This is a genomic window from Myxococcus llanfairpwllgwyngyllgogerychwyrndrobwllllantysiliogogogochensis (assembly GCF_006636215.1).
In the GTDB taxonomy this organism is placed as follows: domain Bacteria; phylum Myxococcota; class Myxococcia; order Myxococcales; family Myxococcaceae; genus Myxococcus; species Myxococcus llanfairpwllgwyngyllgogerychwyrndrobwllllantysiliogogogochensis.
The window spans coordinates 1-15355 of record NZ_VIFM01000262.1 but is presented as its reverse complement, the minus strand read 5'-3'; the positions used below and the strand labels follow the sequence as shown (position 1 = coordinate 15355).

At 69.7% G+C, this 15355-nt stretch carries 15 protein-coding genes; 7 read left to right on the top strand and 8 right to left on the bottom strand.

The window, feature by feature from the left end:
* The first annotated feature begins 238 nt into the window (after positions 1 to 238).
* The 3 genes from FJV41_RS39995 to FJV41_RS39985 all read left to right on the top strand — a co-directional run bounded on the left by FJV41_RS39995 (position 239) and on the right by FJV41_RS39985 (position 3132).
* Positions 239 to 1057 carry a methylase gene (locus tag FJV41_RS39995; RefSeq protein WP_141647880.1) on the top strand — a complete coding sequence of 273 codons (819 nt, stop codon included), beginning with the start codon at positions 239 to 241 and terminating at the stop codon, positions 1055 to 1057.
* 202 nt (positions 1058 to 1259) lie between these two features.
* Positions 1260 to 2744 (top strand): carboxylate--amine ligase, encoded by a 1485-nt coding sequence (locus tag FJV41_RS39990; protein ID WP_246137714.1) that lies wholly within the window; start codon positions 1260 to 1262, stop codon positions 2742 to 2744.
* Positions 2745 to 2790: 46 nt separating this feature from the next.
* A complete protein-coding gene (locus tag FJV41_RS39985; RefSeq protein WP_141647877.1) occupies positions 2791 to 3132 on the top strand; it encodes a hypothetical protein in 342 nt (113 codons plus the stop codon).
* Positions 3133 to 3150: 18 nt separating this feature from the next.
* Here the strand turns inward: FJV41_RS39985 and FJV41_RS39980 are convergent, their stop codons facing one another.
* From FJV41_RS39980 to FJV41_RS39970, 3 genes are all read right to left on the bottom strand, one after another.
* The gene (locus tag FJV41_RS39980) at positions 3151 to 4608 is read right to left on the bottom strand and encodes a type III PLP-dependent enzyme domain-containing protein (protein ID WP_141647876.1); all 1458 of its coding nucleotides are present in this window, start codon (positions 4606 to 4608) and stop codon (positions 3151 to 3153) included.
* Positions 4605 to 5456, bottom strand: coding sequence for a glycosyltransferase family 2 protein (locus FJV41_RS39975; protein ID WP_141647875.1), 852 nt, complete (start codon positions 5454 to 5456; stop codon positions 4605 to 4607). The genes FJV41_RS39980 and FJV41_RS39975 overlap by 4 nt, the downstream gene beginning before the upstream one ends.
* 182 nt (positions 5457 to 5638) lie before the next feature.
* Positions 5639 to 5887, bottom strand: coding sequence for a hypothetical protein (locus FJV41_RS39970; protein ID WP_141647874.1), 249 nt, complete (start codon positions 5885 to 5887; stop codon positions 5639 to 5641).
* 188 nt (positions 5888 to 6075) lie between these two features.
* Between FJV41_RS39970 and FJV41_RS39965 the strand changes: the two genes are divergently transcribed.
* Positions 6076 to 6855, top strand: a complete 780-nt coding sequence (locus tag FJV41_RS39965; RefSeq protein WP_141647873.1) for an arginyltransferase — start codon at positions 6076 to 6078, stop codon at positions 6853 to 6855.
* Between the two features lie 8 nt (positions 6856 to 6863).
* Here FJV41_RS39965 and FJV41_RS39960 read toward each other — a convergent pair whose 3' ends face one another.
* The gene (locus FJV41_RS39960; RefSeq protein ID WP_141647872.1) at positions 6864 to 7763 is read right to left on the bottom strand and encodes an alpha/beta hydrolase; all 900 of its coding nucleotides are present in this window, start codon (positions 7761 to 7763) and stop codon (positions 6864 to 6866) included.
* A 165-nt stretch (positions 7764 to 7928) separates the two neighbouring features.
* Here FJV41_RS39960 and FJV41_RS39955 point away from each other — a divergent pair, with 165 nt between their 5' ends.
* Together FJV41_RS39955 and FJV41_RS39950 are read left to right on the top strand one after the other, a co-directional pair.
* Positions 7929 to 9083: a glycosyltransferase gene (locus FJV41_RS39955; RefSeq protein WP_141647871.1), complete on the top strand. Its 1155-nt coding sequence runs from the start codon at positions 7929 to 7931 to the stop codon at positions 9081 to 9083.
* A 156-nt stretch (positions 9084 to 9239) separates the two neighbouring features.
* The gene (locus tag FJV41_RS39950; protein WP_141647870.1) at positions 9240 to 10928 is read left to right on the top strand and encodes a glutamine--tRNA ligase/YqeY domain fusion protein; all 1689 of its coding nucleotides are present in this window, start codon (positions 9240 to 9242) and stop codon (positions 10926 to 10928) included.
* Between the two features lie 12 nt (positions 10929 to 10940).
* On the opposite strand, the gene FJV41_RS52700 is transcribed toward FJV41_RS39950, so the two are convergent.
* On the bottom strand, positions 10941 to 11093 hold the full coding sequence (locus FJV41_RS52700) for a hypothetical protein (RefSeq protein WP_174457270.1): 153 nt from the start codon (positions 11091 to 11093) through the stop codon (positions 10941 to 10943).
* 24 nt (positions 11094 to 11117) lie between these two features.
* On the bottom strand, positions 11118 to 11336 hold the full coding sequence (locus FJV41_RS39945; protein ID WP_141647878.1) for a hypothetical protein: 219 nt from the start codon (positions 11334 to 11336) through the stop codon (positions 11118 to 11120).
* Positions 11337 to 11493: 157 nt separating this feature from the next.
* Here FJV41_RS39945 and FJV41_RS39940 point away from each other — a divergent pair, with 157 nt between their 5' ends.
* Complete coding sequence (locus FJV41_RS39940) at positions 11494 to 12663, top strand: hypothetical protein (RefSeq protein ID WP_141647869.1); 1170 nt, start codon at positions 11494 to 11496, stop codon at positions 12661 to 12663.
* Between the two features lie 38 nt (positions 12664 to 12701).
* Here FJV41_RS39940 and FJV41_RS39935 read toward each other — a convergent pair whose 3' ends face one another.
* The gene (locus FJV41_RS39935; RefSeq protein WP_141647868.1) at positions 12702 to 14576 is read right to left on the bottom strand and encodes a M4 family metallopeptidase; all 1875 of its coding nucleotides are present in this window, start codon (positions 14574 to 14576) and stop codon (positions 12702 to 12704) included.
* A 139-nt stretch (positions 14577 to 14715) separates the two neighbouring features.
* Positions 14716 to 15355, bottom strand: a 640-nt coding sequence (locus FJV41_RS39930) for a PPC domain-containing protein (RefSeq protein ID WP_181791269.1), incomplete at its 5' end; no start/stop codon positions are given.

Genomic DNA, 15355 nt, shown 5'->3' with positions numbered 1-15355 from the left:
GGTGGGGCCGCTGCCGCCGCGGCGCGCTCCTGCTCGGCCCTGCGCGCCGCACGGGCCTCCGCGCGGGCGTAGATGATGCCGCAGCGAGGGCACTCCGCCCCCTCCACGCGGGGCGCCTGACAGCCGGGGCAAGTGAGGGCGGAGGCGGGGCGCACGCGGAGGAGCCTACCGGCCCGCGCGGTCCGGAGGGAACGGGGGAGGCTTGACGCGCATGGCGCGCCTCGACGAAGTGGGAGGCATGTCCACGCTGGATGCGAAGACCCGGGGTCGCACCGCGCCGGGTCGCCTGCGCGCGCTCGATGCATACCTGTGCCGCTTCGAGCCCCGGTTGCTGTCGCGTGTCGATGGCGCCTGGGCCCGGGCCGTCTTCGTGGACGTGGGCTTTGGCGAGCACCCGTGGACGACGCTGGAGAGCGCGGAGGCGTTTCGCGTGCTCCAGCCGGAGCTCACCGTCATCGGCGTGGAGCTGGAGGAGGCGCGCGCCCTGGCCGCCCAGGTCCATGCGGGCCCGCGCACGCACTTTCGGCAGGGGGGCTTCGAGCTGCCGCTCTCGGCGGACGAGCCGGCGCGCCTCGTGCGGGCCATGAACCTGCTGCGTCAGGGACCGGCCGAGCGCGTCTCCGACGTGCACCATGCCCTGGGTCGATTCCTGCTCCCGTCGGGGCTGCTCGTGGAGGGGAGCTCGGACCCGGAGGGTTCGGTGCTCACCGCGCACCTGCTGCGTCGAGCGTCGGCGGACGGGGATGCGCCCCCCATGCGCGAGGCGCTGCTGTTCCACACCGACTTTCGCAACGGCTTCGCGCCCCTGCTGTTCCGCGACTGGCTGCCCCGGGACTTGCGCCGTCGCGTGCGTCCTGGCGAGCCCATGCACACCTTCTTCCAGGCGTGGATGGAGGCCTGGAGACAGGCGCGCGAGGCGGGACACACCTCGCCCCCCGACGCCTTCCGCGAGTCCGTCACACGCCTGGGGACGCGACTGGGCGGGGTGGCCATGGACGCGTGGCTGCTCGACTCGGGCTATCTCGTGTGGCGGCCGGAGGGCGGCGTGAGCCCCTGACGCGCGGGGCCAGCCGCTCGCGCCATGGCCTCGCGTGGCGCGACCTCACCCCATGGGTCGTCGCGCGTCGGTGGGTCGTCGCGGCGGACCCGGTCGGATGTTCCGGGGCCGAAGGGCCTGGGGGAATGGGCCCGCGGAACAATGGACGCGAAGTGGACAGGGGCAAATGGTGGGGGGGGCGGCTATGTTGCGTGCCCAAGGTATGAAACGGCACATCCTCTCACTCCTCACCGCCGGGCTCGCCGCGGCTACCGCGACGCCTGTGTCGACCCAGGCTTCAGGTGTCGGCGCGCATGCCCAGGCCACGGCCCGCAGGGCGCCCCCGCGCCCGCGCAGGCTGGAGGACGTGGAGAGACTGGAGACAGCTCAGGTGGAGGCAGAAGACGTGAAGGTGGAACAGGCGGCGCGCCCGCGCGTGGAGGGGCGGCCGTCCGCGTTGCTCTTCTCCGCGAGCTTCTACGGCACGCTCGCCGCCGCGCGCTGCTTCGGGCGCAATGGCATTGACGTCACGGTGGCCGACCCCGGCCGTCTGGGCCCCGCGAGCTGGTCCCGCTTCGTCGGGCGGCGCGTGCAGTGTCCTCCCGAATCCCAGCCCGAGGCGTTCATGGAGTGGCTGCTGGACTTCGGCCGGAGGGAGCCGCATCGGCACGTGCTGTACCCGACGAGCGATGAGCTGGCGTGGCTGGTGTCTGTCCATGCCCGGGAGCTGTCCCAGTACTTCCACCTCTATGACCCGGGCGTGGAGGCGGTGTACGGGCTGCTCAACAAGCGCAAGCTCTTCGAGGCGGGCCAGGCGGTGGGGCTGACATTGCCGCGCACCTGGTTCCCCGAGTCCGAGGCGGACCTGGAGGCCATCGCCCGCGAGGCGCGCTTCCCGGTCCTCATCAAGCCGACGACGCAGATTCTCTACTCCACGCACGTCAAGGGCCTGCCGGTGGCGGAGCCGTCGCAGCTGGTGGAGGAGTACCGGGCCTTCGCGCGCGACGGGTACGCGCCCATGCTGGTGAACTTCGACCCGGCGGTGGCGCGGCCGATGGTGCAGGAGTTCCATCCGGAGGCGGCGCAGGGCATCTACAGCCTGTCGGGCTTCGTGGACGAATCCGGCGAGCTGTTCGAGGTGCGGGGCGCCATGAAGGTGCTCCAGCGTCCGCGCCGGCTGGGCGTGGGCGTGTGCTTCGAGTCCGCGCCGGTGCGCCAGGACCTGTCGGACGGCCTCAAGCGGCTGTGCCAGAAGCTGGGCTACCACGGTGTCTTCGAGGTGGAGTTCATCCAGACGAAGGACGACTTCCTCCTCATCGACTTCAACCCGCGCTACTACGGGCAGATGGGCTTCGACATCGCCCGGGGCCTGCCGCTGCCGCTGATGGCCTACCACGCGGCGCTGGGTGACAAGCCCGCGCTCCAGGGCGTGGTGAAGGCGGCGCGCGAGTGGACGGGGAAGGGCGAGGTGTTCTGCAACCGGATTGCGTTGGAGATGTTGCTCAACCTCCAGCGGCTCTCCGGCGCGCTCCCCGTCGACGAGGCACGTCAGTGGCGGCGTTGGCTGGGCGAGCACCGGGACGTGGCGGTGGATCCGCTCATCGACTCGGATGACATGATGCCCACGGCGGTGGAGGTCGCGCAGATTCTCTACGGCTCCGCGCGCCACCCTCGCGCCTTCCTCCGGATGATGGTGCTCAACCGGTAGTGGGGGACAACGCTGGCTGCCTGGGCAGCCAGCGGAGGGGCTTGCGATGTGGCTTCCGCTCGAAGAGCGCACCCTGGTCGAGACCTTTCGGCGTCAGCCATTCCCATCGGGAAGCCCTTCTCCCGTGCTGGTTTGTCTGCTGGAGCGGCTCCAGCGGCTGGGAGGCCTGCGCGGTGTGTTCGCAGTGACCGGGATGGGGCAGCTCTCGCTGACGACCGCGCCCCACCACGGGGTGCAAGAGGCGCACGACTCCGTGGCGGTCTTCGCGCAGGGCGTTGCCTACTTCGAGGCAGGCTCCCGGCGGAGCACCTCTGGGAGATGGTGCCGGGAGGAAGAGCTACTGGACCTCGTCGAATGCCACCTGCTGCGCCTCCTACGCCATGAATAGGGGGCTCAGGAGGACTGCTCAGGCGGCTTCCGTCTTGCTGGGAGTCGCAGCCGCGCCCGTCACGGTGTCGAGGGCAATCTGGTCCTCGAACGTCTCCGCCCGGCGCAGCAGTCGTTCCTTCCCGTCGTCCAACGCGATGATGGCGGGCTGGGGATAGGAGAAGGACGTGGCGAACGGCACGAAGTAGGCGCCCGCATCCATGATGGCCAGCGTGTCGCCCTCGGTCAGCTCCGGCAACCGCTTCGCGTGGTACAGCGTGTCGCCCGGCGTGCAGATGGGCCCCACCACCGTGTACACGCGCGACGCGGGCGCATCCGGCCGGTCCACGTGGAAGAGCTGGTGGTACTCGTTGCGCACGCACTCGGCATGGTTCACGCCCGCGTCGAGCACCGCCCAGGTCCGGTCGTCACCCTGCTTGAGCGTGTGCACGCGGCCCAGGAGCAACTGTGTGTCGCCCGTCATGGCGCGCCCCGGCTCCAGGAAGATGCGCGGACGCTGGCGGCCCCGCCGCGCGTAGTGTGACTCCACCAGCTCCACCGCGAGCGCCACATAGCGGGAGATGCCGAGCGCCCCGTCCGGGTCCGGCGCGGGCACGTCGCGGAAGAAGGTGAGGTTGAGCCGCCAGTCGCGCTCGGCGATGTGCTCCACCGACGGCGTGCAGAGGCTGCCGCCCAAATCCAGCACCTCCAGATCCAATCCCAGCTCCTGGTGCAGCGTGTCGGTGAAGGCGAGCACCGCCTCCACGAAGCCGGTGAACTCGCCCTCCGTCCGGATGGTGGCGCCCCGGTGCGCGTGGAGGCCCACGACGTCCAGGTGTGACGACGCACGCGCCTGCGCATACGCCCGCAGCGCCGCGCCCCCGGCGATGGGCGTGCCGAACTGCGCCGCCCAGCCACTGTCCGTGCTCACTCGCAGCGCCACGCGCGGGCGCTTGCCCAGCTCGGCCGCGATGCGCGCGAACGTGCCCAGCTCCTCCGCGTGATTGGCGGCCAGCAACTGGATGCCCCGGGAGATGGCCTCTCGCACCGAGGCCTCCGACTTCACCGGGCCGTTGTAGACGATGCGCTCGGGCGCCACGCCCAGCTTCAGCGCGAGCCACAGCTCGTAGGCGGAGATGATTTCGGCGCCCACGCCCATGCCGTGCAGCACCGACAGCACACCCGGAATCGGGTTCGTCTTGTACGAGTAGAACACCTCGCAGCCGCCCGCACGTCCCTGAGGCACCGCCAGGAAGCGCTCCACGTTGCGCCGCAGCGCCGCCATGTGCACCACATGCAGCGGCGAGCCCCAGCGCTCCACCAGCGCCTTGAGCGGCACGCCCTCCAGGCACAGGCCCTGGCCGGGGCGCTGCTCCAGCCCCCAGTACGACGCGGGAATCTCCGTGCGCTTGGGCGCCATGGCCCGCTGGAGCACCGGCCGCAGCGTCTGCTTCATCTGCCGCTTGGCCGTTCCGACGAGGCGATTCTTCAAGCTCATGAGACCCGGCCCTGCTTCGGCAACCGCAACGGCAGCCGCTTGGCGACGTCGAAGGGCAGCGCGCGCATCAACAACTGCAGCGCGCGGTACTCCAACACGCCGTTCGTCTTGCGGTACTTGCCGTGAATCATCTCGTTGGACTGCATCACCAGCGTGCCGTCCTTGCCCAGGTTGTGCATCAACGAGGGCCGGCCCGTGCGGTAGTGCAGGATGGGCCGGTTGACGTAGACGTGGCCGAAGGCGCGGATGCCGCGCAGGTAGAAGTCCACGTCCTCGTAGACGGGGATGGACGCGTCGAAGCCGCCCAACGCGGAGAAGTGCTCGCGGCGCACCATGCACGCCGAGTTCACGTACAGCGTGCCGCGAAAGAGGATGTGCGCCACCGTCCACGCGCTGTTGGGCGTCGTGGAGCCCACCTTGGCGGCCCACTCGAAGTACTCGCTCTTGTCCTTGAGCCAGTCCGCGTCGTCGCCGAAGGGCACCACCCAGCCCACCGCCACGCCCGCGTCGGGACGCGCGTCCAGCGCGCTCACCATGGCGTGCAGCGCGCCGTCCGCCAGCATGTCGTCGTCATCCAGGAAGTGCAGGTAGCGCCCGCGCGCCAGCGTCACGCCGTGGTTGCGCACCACCGCCGGACGGCCCTTGGAGGGCGGGTCGTTCACCACGTAGCGCACGCGCTCATCGCCCAGCCCCTCCACCGACGCCCGAGCGGTGCCCTCGGGCGTGTCATCCAACACGATGACCTCGACCTGGACTCCCTCCTGGCGAAGCACCGAACGGATGGCCTCCACCACTTCCTTCTCTCGTCGGTGGGTGGGCATCACCACCGAGACATCGATTGCGGACATGTCAGACTTATACGCGCTGGCGCCGGGGGCCGGGAAGACGCCTTGGTGTTCCAGCCCGCGCGCGGCTTGCGCGGCTGCCTGCCCGCCGCGCAAGGTGTGCGGGCCCGCGCGTTCTCAAACTGGATGAGGTTGAGAAGCGGCGTCCAGGATGGACGCCCACTCGTCAGGGGGTGACGCGGTCTTCAGTAGCTCGCCACCGCGAACTCGAAGTCGTCCGTCTCCCACCCGGGGTCTTCACCGACCTGCCGGGAAAGCCTCGCTGGCAGGACAGGCCTGTCCGGGTTGGCGGCGCGCGCGCTCAAGGTCCGAGTCCCCAGCCGCTGGTCGTCCCACGCTCCCCCCACGAAGGCGGAGTGAGGCACGAGGTCCTCGGTCTCCAACTCGGCGTGGGCGAGCCGGTCCATCCAGGGCTGCAGGCAGTCTCGGGCCATGTGCTTCCGCCTTCACGTGGGAGTCACCCGAGAATGTTTGCAGTCGCCATGCCATGCCCTCCCGTCGGGGGTGCGTCCGGGGCGCGACATGACAGACTGTCAGGGCGTGGCTCCCTGGCCGCGGGGCATCCTGACACCCCCGTCCGACTTGACGCCGGGCGGGCCGCCGGAGAGGAACTTGGACGGACATGGCCCTCCTGCTGGCACACGAAGTCGAAGCCCCTCGCCCGTGCAGCTACCTGCCCGAGCAGCAGGCGTCGTTGGAGAACCTGGTGATGCAGGACGTGTCACCGGAGGAGTACGAGCACCTGCTGGTGCGCGGCTGGCGTCGGTTCGGCCCGCTGTACTTCCGGCCCGCCTGCGCCACCTGTGGCGAATGTGTCTCGCTGCGCCTGCCGGTGGAGGGCTTTCGTCCCAATCGCAGCCAGCGCCGCGCCCGTGCGGCGTGCGCGCACCTGCGCGTGGAGGTGGACGTGCCGCGTGTGGACGACGAGCGGCTGGCGCTCTACCGGGCGTGGCACGCGGAGCGCGAGTCCACGCGGGAGTGGGAGCCCTCGCCGCTCACCTTGCGCGAATACTCGCTCCAGTTCTCGTTCCCCCATCCCTCCGCGCGCGAGGTCGCCTTCTACGACGATGGCGCGGAGGGCGGCCCGAAGCTGGTCGCGCTGGGCATCTGCGACGAGACGCCGCGCGCGTGGAGCGCGGTGTATTTCTTCTACGACCCGGCCTGCGCGGCCCTGTCGCTCGGCACCGCGAACGTGGTGTTCCAGGTGGAGCTGGCGCGCGCTCGCGGCATCCCCCACGTGTACCTGGGCTACCGCGTCCAGGCGTGCGCGTCGCTGCGCTACAAGGGCGGCTTCCGGCCGCATGAGTTGCTCGTGGGGCGGCCCGCGCTGGACTCGGCCCCCACGTGGGAGATTCCGGCGGTGGCGCCCGAGCCGACCTCCGAGCCGGACGGCACCCCGTAGCGCTCGCGTCAGCCCGCGTTCAAGAGGGCCCGGTCGAAGTGCTCGCGCAGCCGGCGGGCGTATTCCTCGGGTGCGACGCGCGAGTACTCGCCATGGCCCGCGCCCTCGACGACCCACAGGGACTTGGGCTCACAGGCCGCGCGGAAGAGGCTGGCCTGGAGCTTGGCGGGGGCGTCCGGGTCCACGTCGCCGTTGACGAGCAGGAGCGGCCGGCCCTGGAGCTGGCACATGCCGTCGATGGGGCGCACCGCGTCCACGTCCACGCCCGCGTGCCGCAGCGTCCACAGCACCGGCTCCGCGCTGAAGGCGCCCCACCGGCCATAGCCCGAGTACACGTCCGCCTCCAGGGCGGGATACGCGCCCGCCGCGACGACCGCCTTCACGCGGACGTCCGTCTCCGCCACCAGCAGCGCGGTGGTGCCACCCATGGAGAACCCGAAGAGGCCCAGCCGCGCCGGGTCCACGTCCTGGCGCTTGGAGACGAAGTCCAGCGCGGCCGTCACGTCGCGCCGCTCGCCGTCGCCCCACGTCACGCGGTCTCCGCCGCTCTCGCCATGCGCGCGCAGGTCGAACAGCAGCACGCCATAACCCGCTCGGGCGAGCGCGCGAGCCTCGAAGAGCAACTGCGCGCGGTTGTCCGCGAAGCCATGCACCAGCACCACCGCCGCCTGGTTTCGCGACGGCACGTACCAGCCGCGCAGCGTCAGCCCGTCAACGCTGGAGAAGCTCACGTCCTCAAGGCCAGAGAGCTCCAGTGAGGCGACGGGCCGCTCCACCGGCACATGGGGCGGATGCAGCAGGCCCTGCCCGATGCGGTGGCCGCGCACCGCGAGGAATCCGCCGGCGGCGAACACGCAGAGCAGGGACGCCACGAAGACGAGGACGCGCGAGCGGAGTGGGTTTTTCACGAGAGGAGTGGAAGGCGTGGACGCGCGCGAGCCTAGCCGAGTGGCCCGGCTGTGTGCGTCAGTCCGGTGGCTCGCGTCCCGTGAGGGCGAGCGGCCCGTTCGTCTTGTTGGCGGGTATGCCTCCTTGGGTTACGGTGCACCCGCCTTCTGGGGAGTGGGGGCTGGATGCTGCAACCGGTGCCACGAGACGCCTCGAAAGACCCCCGCCGGAAGCGCGTGCTCTTCACGCTCGTGTTCATGGGCGCTGGCGGTATCGAGCGCTCGGTCTGCAACATCCTGGCGGGCCTGGACTCCGAGCGCTTCGCCACCCGGCTGTTCTTCCACCACCGCCCTCCGCCGGACCGCGAGGACCGACTGCCCCGGAACACCGAGGTCGTCTGGGCCACCGACTCCTACGACTACCATCGGCAGAGCCTGCCGGTGTACCTCTGGCACCTGCTGCGCCATGCGCGCGAGGCCGACGTCATCGTCGCGGGCCAGGAGGGCCGTGCCGCGCTGCTGGCCTGCCTGGCGGGCAGGCTGCTCAACAAGCCCGTCGTCGGGATGATCCACTTCGACTGGGGCGCCTTCCATCGCGAGCAGCCGCGCCGACAGCTCTGGGGCCTGCGCCTGCTGTATCCGCGCATGAACCGCATCGTCGCCTGCGGCCATGACACCGCCCGGTCCTTCCAGTCGCTGGTGCCCGTGCCCGAGGAGCGACTCCAGGTCATCCCCAACTTCGTGGATGGCGACGTCGTGCGCGCCGCCGGGGAAGGGCCGCTGCCCGACTGGGCCCCGGCCGTCTTCGACAAGCCCGTGGTCATCGCCGTGGGACGGCTGGAGCCCCAGAAGGGCTTCGACGTGCTCATCCGCGCCCATGCGCTCGCGCGAAAGCGGGGCGTGGACCAGCACCTGCTCATCCTCGGGGTGGGCTCGCTGGAGGCCGACCTGAAGGCCCTGGCCCGCTCGCTGGGCGTGGAGTCCACCGTCTTCATGCCGGGGTTCGCCGCCAATCCGCACGCGCTGATGCGAAAGGCCGCGGTGTTCGCCCTGTCCTCGCGCTTCGAGGGCCTGCCCATGGTGCTGCTGGAGGCGCTCGCCCTGGGGTGCCCCGTGGTCAGCACGGACTGTCCCTCCGGGCCGGCGGAGGTCCTGGAGCATGGCCGCCACGGGGTCCTGGTGCCCCTGGAGGACCCCCAGGCGCTGTCGGAGGCGCTGGGACGCGTCGTCACCGACGAGGTGCACCGCAAGGATTTGTCCCGCCGGGCCCGGGCCCGCGCGGAGGAGCTGTCGGCGACGCGGGCCCTGGGGGCCTGGGAAGCGCTGCTGGCGTCCCTCTGAGGCCCCCTGGGGGCTTTTCCGTCCGGAGGCCCCGCCGCCCCGCGTTGGAAGGGGGCGCCCGGCCCGGGTGTTCTCCTCCGAGGCCCGCTGGGAACGGCGAGGGTGCAAGGAATCGCTTGCCGGCCCCGGGCGGCTTCACGAGGATTCGCCCCCATCATGACGACGACGAACGAAACGCAGGGCCTGAACTTCCTCCAGGAAATCATCGAGGAAGACCGGCGCGCGGGAAAGCACGGTGGTCGCGTGCTCACCCGCTTCCCGCCCGAGCCCAATGGTTACCTCCACATCGGCCACGCCAAGGCCATCTGCCTGAACTTCGGGCTGGCGAAGCAATACGGTGGCCTGTGCAACCTGCGCTTCGACGACACCAACCCCGTCACCGAGGACACCGACTACGTCGAGTCCATCCAGCGGGACGTGAAGTGGCTGGGCTTCGACTGGGACGACCGGAAGTTCTTCGCCTCCGACTACTTCCCCAAGCTCTACGACTTCGCCGTGCAGCTCATCAAGCAGGGCAAGGCGTACGTGTGCAGCCTGTCGGCGGACGAGATTCGCGAGTACCGCGGCGACTTCACCACGCCGGGCCGGGACAGCCCGTACCGCACCCGCTCCGTGGAGGAGAACCTGGACCTCTTCGAGCGCATGCGCGGCGGAGAGTTCCCGGACGGCAAGCACACGCTGCGCGCCAAGATCGACATGACGTCCCCCAACCCCGTGTTGAGGGACCCGCCCATCTACCGCATCCGCCACGCGCACCATCACCGCACCGGCGAGGCGTGGCCCATCTACCCGCTCTACGACTTCGCGCACTGCCTGTCGGATGCGATTGAGGGCATCACCCACTCCATCTGTACGCTGGAGTTCGAGAACCGCCGCGTGCTGTACGACTGGATTGTGGACAGCCTCATCCAGGGGGAGCGGCCGCATCAGTACGAGTTCAACCGGCTGAACCTCAACTACACGGTGATGAGCAAGCGCAAGCTGCTCAAGCTCGTCATGGAGAAGTACGTCTCCGGTTGGGATGACCCCCGGATGATGACCATTAGCGGCCTGCGCCGCCGGGGCTTCACGCCGGCCTCCATCCGCGACTTCGCCACGCGCGCGGGTGTCAGCAAGACGCAGCAGCTCATCGACATGGGCGTGCTGGAGCTGTGCATCCGCGAGGACCTGAACGAGACGGCCCCTCGCGCCATGGCGGTGCTGCGCCCGCTGAAGGTGGTGGTGGAGAACTACCCGGAAGGCCAGGAGGAGCTCCTGGAGGTGCAGAACCACCCGCAGAAGCCGGAGATGGGCACGCGCAAGGTGCCGTTCATGCGCGAGCTGTTCATCGAGGCGGAGGACTTCATGGAGGTCCCCGCCAAGGGCTTCTTCCGACTGGCGCCGGGCAAGGAGGTGCGCCTGCGCTCGGCGTACTTCATCACCTGCAAGGAGGTCATCAAGGACGCGGCCGGCAACATCACGGAGCTGCGCTGCACCTATGACCCGGCCACGCGCGGCGGTGACTCGCCGGATGGCCGCAAGGTGAAGGGCACGCTGCACTGGGTGCCGGGCAACGCGCCCACCGCCGAGGTGCGGCTGTACGACAGGCTCTTCTCCGTGGAGAGCCCGGACTCGGATGACGCGAAGGACTTCACCACCTTCCTCAATCCGGCGAGCCTGGAGGTCCTCAGGAACGCGCGCGTGGAGCCGGGCCTTGCCCAGGCGACGCCGGAGTCCCGCTTCCAGTTCGAGCGGCTGGGGTACTTCTTCGCGGACCCGAAGGACTCGCAGCCGGGCAAGCCCGTCTTCAACCGCACCGTCACCCTGAAGGACTCGTGGGTGAAGGAGCAGGGCAAGGGGAAGTAGTCCCCTCGCCGCTCAGGGTGTCGCCCCGTCCTTCGCGGGCGGCACCCTGCACGCGGCGTGGCCCAGGATGACGTCCCCGTCGACGGTGCTCGTGGGCGTGGGCGTCCAGCCCGCCGCGAGCCGGGCGTCGAGGAGTTCGTCAGCGCTGGGTCGACGGTCCCACACGGAGACCGCGTTGATTCCGCCGAGTCAGGTGGTGTCGAAGACGAGGTAGCCGCCGTCCTTCCAGGGCAGCACCACGTCGTGGGTGAACTCGTCCTGCACCACCACTTCCGTCACGTCGCGCGGCGGCGTGCTGGCGAAGCCCCAGCGCACCACGTCCTGGAGCAGGGTGAGGGGCGCGAGCTCTCGCTCCAGCGCTGCTCGTTGCTCCAGGGGCAGGGCGGCCCGGTCTGTCAGCGGCACCATGCCTGGCAGCCTGTCAGGGGTGACCAGGACTCGCAAGCCGGAGTCTCGCCCCCGCGGCCGGGCGAGGGCCCGGTGGCCCGTTGACTCCGGGCGTCCGCGTCCCGACTTCTTGGCTGGGGGCATTTCCGTCCCCGGCTTCTCGGGAGGCGCCTCCACCATGGTCTGCTGCACGCTGCCGCGCTGGTGGCCCGTTCCCACAAAGGCGGAGGTGGAGGCCATCATCCAGATGGAGGACCCCGTCCTGCGCAACCTCCACATCACCCAGACGTACCACGTGCTCGAAGTAGCCCTCACCGACGTGTTCGGCGAGGAGGACCTGAGCTGGTGTGGCTTCTCGACGTGGGCCTCGAAGACGGCGGGGGCCTTCATCCGCAAGGACGTGCTGCCAGGGGTGATGGCGCAGTTGCTGGAGCGGGCGGATGCGGTGACGCGCGGCTTCTCGGAGCTGCAGGACCGGCTCCTGGGCGCGTGGGGCGCGTCCGTGGGCATCCAGTACGTGCTGGCGCGCACGGTGGAGGACGTGCTCGACGAGGTGGCCCGTCACACCGCGCGCGGCAACCTGGTGGTCTTCCAGGAGCTGGGGCCGCTGTACACGGACCTCCTGGCGAACTTCACCGGCATGGACTCGCCCGAGCCGTCGCGAGTGGAGGCGGTGGTGTCGCGGCTGGCTCCCGGGCCTGTGGGTGAAGGCGGGCAGGACCTGCTCATCCGCGCGGTGCGGCACTACCACGAGGCGTGTTTCACCGAGGACCCGAAGGCCCACGCGGAGCTGATGTTCCTGGCCAACGCGCTGGTGGGCTACCACGAGCAGGCGCGGCTGCAGGGGCCCGTGGTCGCCGCGCTCAACGCGCCGGTGAAGGAGCTGTTCCTGGAGCACCTCGTCGCCTTCGTCCGGGCGGACCCGAATCCCCGGGCGCGCAGCCTGTCCGAGTGGGGCCTGCGGGAAGGCTTCGCGCCGCTGGCCCAGCGCCTGGAGCGGCTGTGGCGCGAGCTGGCGACGCGGATGCTGATGAAGATGGAGCTGCCGGACGTGACGCTGCGGCTGGGAGAGGACCTGCCCGCGCTGACGGCGGAGCGGGACTTCCCACCGGCCCTGGAGCGGCTGTCGCATCCGGAGCTGGTGGCGTTGATGGCGGCACTGGACAGGTCACCGGACGACACGGCGGGCAGCGCGGCGCGGGACTGGGGGAGCCTGTCGGACCGGATGAACCTCATCGTGGACCTGTTCCGCACGCGGCAGCAGGACCGGCTCCTGTATGACCAGCCCTTCACGTTCCTCCAGGTCGATGCGTTCCAGCAGGGCCGGGTGCCGCACGGACGGCTGTGAAGCGCGCCCGCCCCGTGGGAGTGGGCGCGCGCGGGGCCTTACAGGTGGGTCATCACCAGGCTGGCGCCGTCATAGGCGGAGGCGGCATGGACCAGGACATGCCAGGCGCCAGCGGCGGGCGAGGGGAAGATGCACTGCTCGTTGTTTCCCAGCCGGAAGGGGCGGCACTGATAGAGGGTCGTCGTGGGTTGGTCGCCGAAGCGGACATACAGGTCCGCGTCCCCAGTTCCCCCCGACAGGGTGAACTTCAAGTCCCGGGCTCCAGTGGGAACCATCCCCCTACCGAGCCAGGACTTCCCCACGGGCGCCCGGAGAGGAATGGGAACGTCCTTCGCCACGTCGATAATCACGGGCGCTCTGACGTTCACGGCCTCCCAGGCGGCGGAGACCGACGCCACGTTGCCCGCCTCATACCCGAGCTGAAGCGCGGCCTGCTCCGTCGTAATCCTCGCGGCCAGGAAACCGGAGGAGGGCGTCAGCATGTCCATGTTCGCCTTGTAGAAGATGCGCGCGGCCTTCTCGATGCCAATGCCTTCCACGAAAGGCCAGTCCGGATGGCTCGGGTGACGGCCGCCCTGGGAGAGCAGATAGAAGGCCATATTGGAGATGCCGGAGCTGTAGTGGACATCGACGACGGAGGTGTAGTTGCTGTAGTCGTCCAGCGAGACCCCATCCAGCCTGGGGTTGCTCATGTAGCGAAGCGCGTCTCCCGAGTGGGTGGGAGTCCAGAAGTCCTCGCCCAGGAGGAACGTGCCCGCGTTGATGGTGCGGTTCTCCGCGTGCCATTCACATACGGCGCCGAAGATGTCGGACATGGATTCATTCATGCCACCCGACTCGCCGGAGTAGATGAGGCCCGATTCGTGCTCCGTCACCCCGTGCGTCAGCTCGTGGGCCGTCACGTCCACGGCCAGGGCCAGGTTGTGGGCATTCACCCCATCGCCATCACCGAAGACCAACTGCGTCCCGGTCCAGAAGGCATTCACATAGTTCACCCGGTGGTGGACGGTGGCGATGAGCGGCGCTCCCGCGTTGTCGAAAGAGTCGCGACCGAAGAGTTCCCAGTAGCAGGCATAGACAGCGCCGAGGTTGTCATGGGTCACATTGACGATGGGGTCCAGGGAGGGCGGAGTCTCCGCGCGAGCCATCGTGCCGGGCAATGTGCTCGTGTTCCGACCGTCATACACCCTGCGAGACCGCAAGGAGTGCAGGTTCGAGTACCTCAGGAGCACCTCGCCCGAGCGTGCATTGACGAGCACGGTGTCGTTCACCGGGCCCCCGTCCTCCGCCGCTCCCGTGACGCGCAGCCGGTAGGCCAGCAGGAGCCGAGCCCCGTCGCGCCAGTAGACGAGCGCCGGTGCGCCCGCGATGACGGCGTCGCGAGGGGAGGCGCCATGGGTGCGAGCCACCTCTCCCGCCATGGCAGGCGAGCGCGTGGCGCCGAGGGGGGCGGGCAGGTCCGTGCGCGCCTCCCCGTTGGCGGCGAAGACCTGGCCATCTCGAGCGTGGAGTCGCAGCTCCGCGCCCATGACCTCCACGCCATTCACCCGCACGCCGAAGCGGAAGTGCGCATCCCCGTCGAAGCCGACGTAGGCCTTCTTCAGGAAGAGCTGCTCGGGCTTCACCCTGAACAGCGGCGCCACGCGCGCGATGACAGGGGCGAGCGCCTCCGCCTGGATGCCTCGCACCGCGTCGGGACTGGAGGGCACCTGCCCAAACGCCCCGTTGACGAACGTGGGGACGGAGTCCGCGTCGACGGCGATGACCTGGATTCCCTCCGCGAGTGGAAGAGTGGCCCGACTCTCGGCCACCCCGCCGGGGCGGTCCTCGGGCGTGTATGTGTCGGCGCACGCGCCCAACGACAATCCCAGCACGACGACTCCCAGGACCCTGCCTCCTCGATTCCAGCCCATGTGCATTCCCCCGGCGAATGATGAAGTCGCCATGGTGAAGCCAGGACTCGCACGATGACAAGTCGACCAGGACCTCGGCTGCCCACCCGCCCGTGGAGACACGCCCCACGGACGGGGAGCCGTCCTTCAACCTCTCGCGTCAGCGATAGGTGACGACGACCGATGTGTTGGCGTAGCCGCCCTTCGCGCCGTAGAGCCACACGTAGTATTTGCCGCCCTCGACATACTTGAGGTCGCAGCGCTCCGTGTTGCCTTCCTTCATGCCGCGGCAATCGTACTCGCTGTGGGTAGGCATGGCGCCGCGACGGACATAGAGGTCCGCGTTGCCCGTTCCGCCCTCGACGCGCACGGTGACGTTGCGATAGCCGCCCTCCGGGGCCTCCGGAATCTGGGCGAAGAAGCCTTGTGTGGAGTTCGTGGCGCCGGACAGGCCGCCCACCACCACGTTGGGCTCGAGCGCGAGGTAGCCGCCCTGGTATGTCATCACCAGCGACGCATTGGCGTAGGCGGTGAAGCCGTTGACCATCACGTACCACTTGCCGAACGCGGGAGTCGCGAAGGAGCACGCCTCGTTGTTGCCGGTGATATACGGCCGGCAGTCATAGGAGGAGGTCGTCGGGGCGTTGCCGAAGCGGACATAGAGGTCCGCGTCGCCCGTTCCACCCGACAGGGCGAAGCGCAGGTTCGTCGCGCCTTCGGGCACCTCACCCCAGGCATACTCCTTGGCGCCACGGGCGGCGGAGAGGACCACGGGGACGTTGGGAACCAGGGGGGGAGGG